This is a genomic window from Acetobacter malorum (genome assembly GCF_001580615.1).
GTDB lineage: Bacteria > Pseudomonadota > Alphaproteobacteria > Acetobacterales > Acetobacteraceae > Acetobacter > Acetobacter malorum.
In genome coordinates this window covers 22,145-29,762 of record NZ_LHZC01000026.1, presented here as the reverse complement: position 1 = coordinate 29,762, position 7,618 = coordinate 22,145, and the positions used below count along the sequence as shown (strand labels likewise).

The 7,618-nt window shown below is 59.7% G+C and carries 10 protein-coding genes; 9 read left to right on the top strand and 1 reads right to left on the bottom strand.

Annotated features, from left to right (window positions below; all coding sequences use genetic code 11):
* From lpxD to gloA, 5 genes are all read left to right on the top strand, one after another.
* A partial coding sequence (lpxD, locus tag AD930_RS00820; RefSeq protein ID WP_061504768.1) for a UDP-3-O-(3-hydroxymyristoyl)glucosamine N-acyltransferase occupies positions 1-944 on the top strand: 944 nt, incomplete at its 5' end.
* A gap of 84 nt (positions 945-1,028) precedes the next feature.
* Positions 1,029-1,466, top strand: coding sequence for a 3-hydroxyacyl-ACP dehydratase FabZ (fabZ, locus tag AD930_RS00815; protein ID WP_306308844.1), 438 nt, complete (start codon positions 1,029-1,031; stop codon positions 1,464-1,466).
* A gap of 135 nt (positions 1,467-1,601) precedes the next feature.
* Positions 1,602-2,459: an acyl-ACP--UDP-N-acetylglucosamine O-acyltransferase gene (gene lpxA, locus AD930_RS00810; protein ID WP_061504767.1), complete on the top strand. Its 858-nt coding sequence runs from the start codon at positions 1,602-1,604 to the stop codon at positions 2,457-2,459.
* Entirely contained in the window at positions 2,456-3,298 is an 843-nt protein-coding gene (locus tag AD930_RS00805; RefSeq protein WP_061504766.1) for an LpxI family protein, read from the top strand. The genes lpxA and AD930_RS00805 overlap by 4 nt, the downstream gene beginning before the upstream one ends.
* A gap of 31 nt (positions 3,299-3,329) precedes the next feature.
* The gene (gene gloA, locus AD930_RS00800; RefSeq protein WP_061504765.1) at positions 3,330-3,722 is read left to right on the top strand and encodes a lactoylglutathione lyase; all 393 of its coding nucleotides are present in this window, start codon (positions 3,330-3,332) and stop codon (positions 3,720-3,722) included.
* Positions 3,723-3,728: 6 nt separating this feature from the next.
* Here the strand turns inward: gloA and AD930_RS00795 are convergent, their stop codons facing one another.
* Positions 3,729-4,277 carry a hypothetical protein gene (locus tag AD930_RS00795; protein ID WP_061504764.1) on the bottom strand — a complete coding sequence of 183 codons (549 nt, stop codon included), beginning with the start codon at positions 4,275-4,277 and terminating at the stop codon, positions 3,729-3,731.
* Positions 4,278-4,427: 150 nt separating this feature from the next.
* Here AD930_RS00795 and rpmH point away from each other — a divergent pair, with 150 nt between their 5' ends.
* From rpmH to yihA, 4 genes are all read left to right on the top strand, one after another.
* Positions 4,428-4,562, top strand: coding sequence for a 50S ribosomal protein L34 (gene rpmH / locus AD930_RS00790; RefSeq protein WP_043553126.1), 135 nt, complete (start codon positions 4,428-4,430; stop codon positions 4,560-4,562).
* A gap of 23 nt (positions 4,563-4,585) precedes the next feature.
* On the top strand, positions 4,586-4,993 hold the full coding sequence (rnpA, locus tag AD930_RS00785) for a ribonuclease P protein component (RefSeq protein ID WP_052403947.1): 408 nt from the start codon (positions 4,586-4,588) through the stop codon (positions 4,991-4,993).
* A 149-nt stretch (positions 4,994-5,142) separates the two neighbouring features.
* Positions 5,143-6,909: a membrane protein insertase YidC gene (yidC, locus tag AD930_RS00780; protein ID WP_061504763.1), complete on the top strand. Its 1,767-nt coding sequence runs from the start codon at positions 5,143-5,145 to the stop codon at positions 6,907-6,909.
* Positions 6,909-7,586, top strand: a complete 678-nt coding sequence (gene yihA, locus AD930_RS00775; RefSeq protein ID WP_061504762.1) for a ribosome biogenesis GTP-binding protein YihA/YsxC — start codon at positions 6,909-6,911, stop codon at positions 7,584-7,586. Before yidC ends, yihA begins: the two co-directional genes overlap by 1 nt.
* The last annotated feature ends 32 nt before the right edge of the window (positions 7,587-7,618 follow it).

The window sequence follows — 7,618 nt, the reverse complement described above, 5'->3', positions numbered from 1 at the left end:
ATGCCGGGATTGCCCCGTTGCAGGTTGCTGGCGCTCAGGATGTCAGCTTTCTTGATAACCGCCGCTACGCCCACCTTCTGGAAGGCACAAAAGCCGGTCTGGTGATTGTGGCTCCGGCTTTTGCGGACAAGGTTCCGGCGCATTCTGCGGCACTGGTTTCCTCCACGCCGTATCTGGCATGGTCCCGCGTTGCGCGGTTGTTCCACCCTAAAGCACCGGCACAGCCGGGTATTCATCCTCTGGCGGTGGTTGATGCCAGCGCGGTGGTGGACCCCTCTGCTGAAATCGGCCCGTTTGTGGTGGTTGGCGCACGGGCGGAAATTGGTCCACGCTGCATTATCAATTCTCATGCTGTGGTGGGTGAGGGCGTGGTGCTGGCGGCAGATTGTCGCATTGGCTGCCATGTCACCCTCTCTCACGCTACGCTGGGTGAACGGGTGATTATTCTGCCGGGTGCGCGCATCGGGCAGGATGGCTTTGGCTTTGCCGTGGGGCCGGACGGGTTTGAGACGGTGCCACAACTCGGGCAGGTGGTGCTGGAGCATGATGTTGAGATCGGCGCGAACACCACAATTGATCGTGGTTCAGTCAATGATACCGTGATTGGTGCAGGCTCCCGGCTCGACAATCTGGTTCAGATCGGCCACAACGCCCGGCTTGGACGGTGTTGTATTGTGGTGTCTCAGGCCGGTATTTCGGGCTCCACTGTGCTGGAAGACTATGTGACCGTCGCAGCGCAGGCAGGCCTTATTGGGCATATCCGTATTGGGGCCAAGGCGCGTATTGGAGCGCAATGCGGCGTGATGTCTGATGTTGAGGGCGGCGCTGATGTGATTGGCAGTCCTGCCATGCCGTTCCGGGAGTTTTTCCGGAATGTGGCGGTGTTGCGCAAGCTGTCCAAAAAAGCGTCCGGACCGGCAGAAGGCGGTTCGGGCAAAGGTTGAACAGATACCGGGCGCTGTCCGGCTGAAAAAGGTGGTCTAGGGGACGTGGAGACGAAACAAGAATCGCAGCAGGACGTTCAGACAATCGATTCGATTGACGTCACGCGCATTATGCAAGCGATTCCGCACAGATATCCTTTCCTGCTCATCGACCGGATGGTGGATATCAGGCTTGGGGAAGAAGCAACCGGTATCAAGAATGTCTCGGTCAACGAGCCATTCTTTCCGGGGCATTTCCCTGTACGCCCTGTCATGCCCGGTGTGCTGATTGTTGAAGCCATGGCACAGACAGCGGCGACGCTGGTGGTGCTGACGCTGGGTAAGGCTTTTGAGGGCAAGGTTGTCTATTTCATGACAATCGAGAACGCCAAGTTCCGCAGGCCTGTGGAGCCGGGTGACCAGCTGCGCATCCATGTTGTGAAGGAACGCCACCGCGCGAATGTGTGGAAGTTCCGTGGCGTGGCCAAAGTGGATGGTGTTTCCGTTGCGGAAGCAACGTTCAGCGCCATGATCATGGGTTGAGCCCTTCCTTATTTTTGAGATAATTGTTGCTAAATATCCTGATCTGCCCGGAAAACGCCCGTTTTCTGGGGCAGGTGTTCCCGCAAGCTCATTGTGGCGTACGGGAAGCAGACAGGTGAAAGAGGAGTAGAACTGGTGCATGCAGTAGGAGAAAACGGGGGGGCGCGTGTTCACCCAACCGCCATTGTTGCACCAGAAGCTCAGCTTGGGCGTGGCGTGGTTATCGGCCCGTGGTGTTCCGTTGGCCCGAATGTGGTGATTGAGGACAACGTGGAGCTGATTTCCCACGTTGTGGTGGATGGGCATACGCGCCTTGGCGAGGGGTCCCGCTATTTTCCGTTCAGCACCATCGGCATGGCGCCGCAGGATCTCAAATATAAAGGTGAGCCGACCCGGTGTGAGGTAGGTGCCCGCACAGTGGTGCGTGAGCATGTGACCATTCATCGTGGCACGGCCGTGGGCACGGGCCTGACGCACATTGGTGACGATGTGCTGATTATGGCCAATGCCCATGTTGCGCATGACTGCACGCTGGGTGACCGGGTGATTATCGTCAACAACGTGGTCATGGGTGGCCATGTGACGATTGAGGATGATGCGCGCGTCATGGGTTCGGCCGCTATTCATCAGTTCGTGCGGATTGGTCACGCGGCGCTGGTTGGCGGCGTGGCTGGTGTGGAAGCGGACGTCATTCCGTACGGCAGCGTGCTGGGGAACCGCGCGCGGCTTGTGGGCCTGCACTGGATCTGGCTGCGCCGGAATGGTGTGCAGTCGGCTGAAATCCACCGGATGCGTAAGGCATTCTTCACGCTGTATCCCAAAGGGGCGTCCGAAGATGGTCCGTTTGCGGCGCGTCTTGAAGTCATGCGGCGTGAGTTTGGGGATGAACCCCGCGTGCGCGAAATTCTTGAGTTTATTGATGCTCCCAGCCGGCGCGGCCTTGTCCGCGTAGCACGTGGAGATTTCAGCACGGCGGAAACCGAGGGCGCGTGAGCGCGCAGCCCGGCGCAGTTGGCATTCTGGCCGGGGGCGGTCCGCTTCCGGCACGCGTGGCCGAAGCTGCTGCGGCAGAAGGGCGACCGGTTTTTATTCTTGGATTTGATGGATTTGCTGAGCCAGAGGTGATCAACCCCTGGCCGCATCAGCTTGTACGTCTTGGCGCTGCCGGACAGATGCTGTCTCTCCTGCGGGCGCATGGATGCACGGACCTTGTGCTGATTGGTCCTATTCGTCGCCCCTCGCTTCGTAGCCTGTATCCCGATGCTGAAGGGGCACGCATTCTGGCCCGACTTGGCCGGGCGCTGTTTGCGGGCGATGACGGGCTTCTGGCGGCTCTGGTCCGTATTCTGGGCGAGGAAGGCTTTTGTGTGCGGGGTGCGCACGAATTTCTGTCTCATGCCGTGGTGCCTCCGGGCGTTCTGGGTGCTGTTGCACCAGATGAACAGGCGATGGCCGACATCCGCCGTGGCATTGAGGTTGTGCATGCGCTGGGCCGGATGGATATCGGGCAGGGGTGCGTGGTGCAGAACGGTCTTGTGCTGGCTGTAGAGGCTATGGAGGGCACAGACCGCATGCTGGCCCGTGCTGGCGAGTGTCGGCAGCCGGGCGAGGGCGGGGTGCTGGTCAAGCTCCTCAAGCCGGGGCAGGATAAGCGGGCAGACATGCCTACCATTGGTCCCGCCACCGTGCGGAACGCGCATCTGGCGGGCCTGCGCGGTATTGCGTTTGAGGCCGGGCATACTCTGCTGACAGACCGGGATGCCTGCGTGGCGGAGGCTGATCAGGCAGGATTATTCCTGATTGCGGTAACCCCGGAGCCTCTCACGCGCTAAAAATAAAGCGAAACAGAGGAGAGACAACGCGATGGCAAGTTATTTGCACACCATGGTCCGGGTTAAAAATCTGGATGACAGCATCGCTTTTTATAAGCTTCTGGGCATGCATGAATTGCGTCGGCGGGAAGTGCCGGACGGTAAATATACCCTCGTCTTTATTGGCTACGCGGATAATGCCGCCGGGCAGGCCGAAATCGAACTGACCTATAACTGGGGTCAGGATGATGGCTATGAGGTCGGCTCCGGTTTTGGCCATTTTGCCGTGGGCGTGCCCGATGTGGCGGCTGCGGTGGAACAGGTGCGCGCCGGGGGCGGTAAAGTTACGCGGGAGGCTGGTCCGGTCAAATTCGGCACCTCCATTATCGCGTTTGTAGAAGATCCGGATGGCTATAAGATCGAACTGATCCAGCGTCCGGACTAAGACCTGTCAGGACTGTGGCTTCTGCTTCAGCCGGAGCAGGGCGCGGTCCAGAGACTCGTCTATGGTTTTGACGGCCTTGAGCACCAGCGGGTCCGTGCTGGTGCCGAGCTGCTCAGCCGCCAGCATCGCGGGTGAGAGAATATTCCGGATATCGTGGCGCAGTTTTGGGTCAGGTGTCGGCAGGGAGGCCTGAGGGCGCACTGCCGAAGCCGACGGAGGCTGAGGGGGCGTGATCGGGGTTGAGTCCTGCGCAGCGGGTGCGGCTGGTCTCGTTGCTGCCGCAGGTGCCGTGGAAGGCGCTGAGGGGGCCGCAACCGGTGCTGACCGGACCTTGGTGAGCGATTCTGCGGGCTGCGGGGCGGAAATACGCCCCAAATCAGCCGGTTCCGTGTGCCGGAAGCGCGTTCCCAGCCAGGCACCAAGTCCTGCGGTGATGGCCACGGGCAGCAGGCCGGCAGGGAACGACAGGCCCAGCAGGCCCGCCGTCAAAGCCCCCAAAAGAGGCAGGCAGAACAGAAGCAGCACGGTGCTGAGGGGGGATTGAGAGGTGCTCATGGAGGACCAGCCCTTCTTTTGTCGGCACAGAGTGTGCCGGGACTCTGCCGATATGATTGACGTTCTCCTTTCTGAACACTATAAGCCGGGCCTTCAAGACAGGTGGCTTTGGGCTGCCTGCATATCTGTATCAATGAAGGGAGTGCTGCAATGAAGCGCACTTATCAACCGTCCCGGCTGGTCCGCAAGCGTCGCCATGGTTTCCGCTCACGTATGGCAACTGTTGGTGGCCGCAAGATCATCGCCAACCGTCGTTCCAAAGGCCGTAAGCGTCTCTCCGCTTAAGCTTTTTATGGCTTACGGGCATCATGCAACAGCGTGAGCGTCTGGAGGGAGCGGGGGCTGAGCCTGTTCGTTCCCAACGCCTTAAAAAGCGGAAAGAGTTTCTCTTTCTGGCCGCGCGTGGGCGTAAAGCGCCCGTGCGGGGGCTGGTGCTCCAGCTTTTTCAGCGCGCCGACTCCAATGCACCGCGCATTGGCTTTACCGTGACAAAAAAAGTTGGAAACTCCGTGGTCCGCAACCGCGCCCGCCGCAGGCTGCGCGAGGTTGTCCGCATTGTGGAAACTGAAACACCTCTTAACGGCCTTGATCTGGTTCTGATTGGCCGCGCTGCAACCCTGAACCGCTCTTTTGCGGATCTGGTGGCAGATTTTCGCAAAGCCTTGCAGCAGTGTCTTTCTCAGGCTGACCGGAGCGCAAAGCCCGGCCACAAGTAAGACGTCTGCCTGTCCTACAGGGCAGGAAGATGCTTTCCCGGCTTGCATTCCTGCTCATCCTGCGCTGGAAACCAGAGTGCCGTGAAGACTCCGTGTTTCGCGGTTAAATTATCTGTTCCGTTTCGTGCAGGGGGGCCAGCAGGCCAGCAATGGATACAAGACGTCTGATACTGGCAACACTGCTGTCAGCTGCGGTTCTCATCGGGTTTGATTATTTCGTCCCGCAGGCGCCCAAGGCTCCTGTCACGCAGCAGACCACGCAAAGTGTTTCTGCGCCGCCGTCTGGTGCTGCGCAGCCTTCTTCCACAGCATCCACACAATCCGCAGCTGATGCGGGGAGTGAAGCCAACGGGCCGGACGCGCATCTGGCGATTGATGCGCCGGCCGTGCAGGGCTCCATCAATCTGCGCGGTGCGCGGCTGGATGATCTGGTCCTTAAAAAATATCGGGAAACCGTCAAGCCGGACAGCCCGGACGTGCGCGTTCTGGCAGACGGCACGGGCTCCAAGCCGGACTTCATTGATTTTGGCTGGCGTGCCCCGTCGGACGTCTCGGTGCGTCTGCCCGATTCCCGCACGCTGTGGAAAGCGGACAACACGAAGCTGGATTCGACCCATCCCGTCACCCTCTCATGGGATAACGGGCAGGGCCTGACGTTTGAAATCGCTCTGGCGGTGGATCAGGACTTCATGTTCACCGTCACCCAGCGCGTGCACAACGCCACGGGTCAGGCGGTGGCGCTGTATCCGTACTATCGCGTTAATCGTGGTTACACGCCGGAAACAACCGGCGGCATGCTGGTGCATGAAGGCCCGATTTCCGTCATTGATGGTCGTCTGAACGAGGGCTCCTACAAGGCCCTGCGTAACGATGGCGTGCCGCCGGATAATGTCTCCTGGAGCCATCAGGGCACAGGCGGCTGGGCTGGGATTACCGACAAATACTGGCTGATGGCCGTTCTGCCGGACCAGAATACGCAGGTTGTTGGCGCTTATACCTATCTGCCTGCTCAGCACACCTATCAGGTTGGCTTTACGTCTACCGCTCCGGTGCAGGTTGCTGCGGGCCAGACGGCCTCTTCCGAAGCGCATGTGTTTGCCGGTGCGAAGGAAGTGCGTCTGCTGGACCGCTATGAGCACGATCTGCATGTGCCCATGTTCTGGAAAGCGGTGGATTTTGGGTGGCTGGCGTTCCTGACGCGCCCGGTGTTCTTCGTGCTGGACTGGCTCTACACGATGATCGGCAACTTCGGTCTGGCCCTGCTGACCTTTACCGTGATCGTGAAGCTGCTCTTCCTGCCGCTGACCATCAAACAGATGCGCATGACGTGGAAGACGGCCCGCCTGAAGCCGAAGGTGGACCAGATCCGCGCCCGCTACAAAGACGACCCGATGGCCATGCAGCAGCATATCATGGGCCTGTATCGGGAAGAGGGCGTGAACCTGTTCGGTGGCTTCCTGCCGCTGTTCATTCAGGCTCCGGTATTCTGGTGTCTGTATAAGGATCTCTACGTCACCATTGAAATGCGCCACGCGCCGTTCTTTGGCTGGATTAAGGATCTGTCCGCACCCGACCCGACGAATGTGTTCAACCTGTTCGGGCTGATTCCGTTTGACCCGGCGCAGGTGCTGTCCATCCTCTCCCTTGGCGCATGGCCGATCCTGTACGGGGCCACCATGTTCCTGATGCAGAAGATCAGCTCCAGCTCCACCAACATGGACCCGGCACAGCAGAAGGTGATGGCCTTCATCCCGCTGGTGTTCACCTTCTTCATGGCGCATCAGCCGGTTGGTCTGGTGATCTACTATGCGTGGAGCAACCTTCTGACCGCGTTGCAGCAGTTCATCATCCTCGGGCGCTTCAAGGCGGCTGACAAAAATGCTGATGCCAAGACGACCGTAGTGAGCAAGCGCTGATGCCTGAAGCCGAAACAGACTTTCGTGAACTGACGAATGACGAGCAGATTGCCGCCGCCCTGGAAGAGGGGCGGCGGCTTTTTGCCGGTTCGTGCGACTTCATTTTCGGAGCGCAGAAGCTCGGGCAGTTGCCGCCGCAAACGCTGCCGGAAATTGCGTTTGCCGGACGTTCCAACGTGGGTAAGTCCACGCTGGTTAATGCGCTGACAGGCCGCAAGACGCTGGCCCGTGCGTCCTCCCAGCCGGGCCGCACCAAACAGCTGAACTTTTTTGACCTCGCCCATCGGCTGATGCTGGTGGATATGCCGGGCTACGGCTTTGCCAAGGCGGCGAAGTCGGTCAAGGAAGACTGGCAGGAAATGATGTTTGACTACCTGCGTGGCCGCCCCGGCCTGCGGCGGGTGATGCTGCTGCTTGATGCGCGCATTGAAGTCAAACCGCATGATCTGGAAGTGATGAAGCTGCTGGACCGTGCAGCCGTCAGCTTTCAGGTGGTGCTGACCAAGTGTGATGCCGTCAAACCGACGGCTCTGGCCCGCAAGGAAGAAGAGGTTCTGGCTCTGACCAAACGCCACCCTGCGGCGTGCCCCTTCCTTTCCGTGACCAGCAGCGAGACCGGGCTGGGCATTGAGCAGCTGCGCGCAGAACTTGCGGCGTTTGCTCTGCCGCCGCAATAACTCCCCGGCAGGATTATCGAGCAGGATTTTCA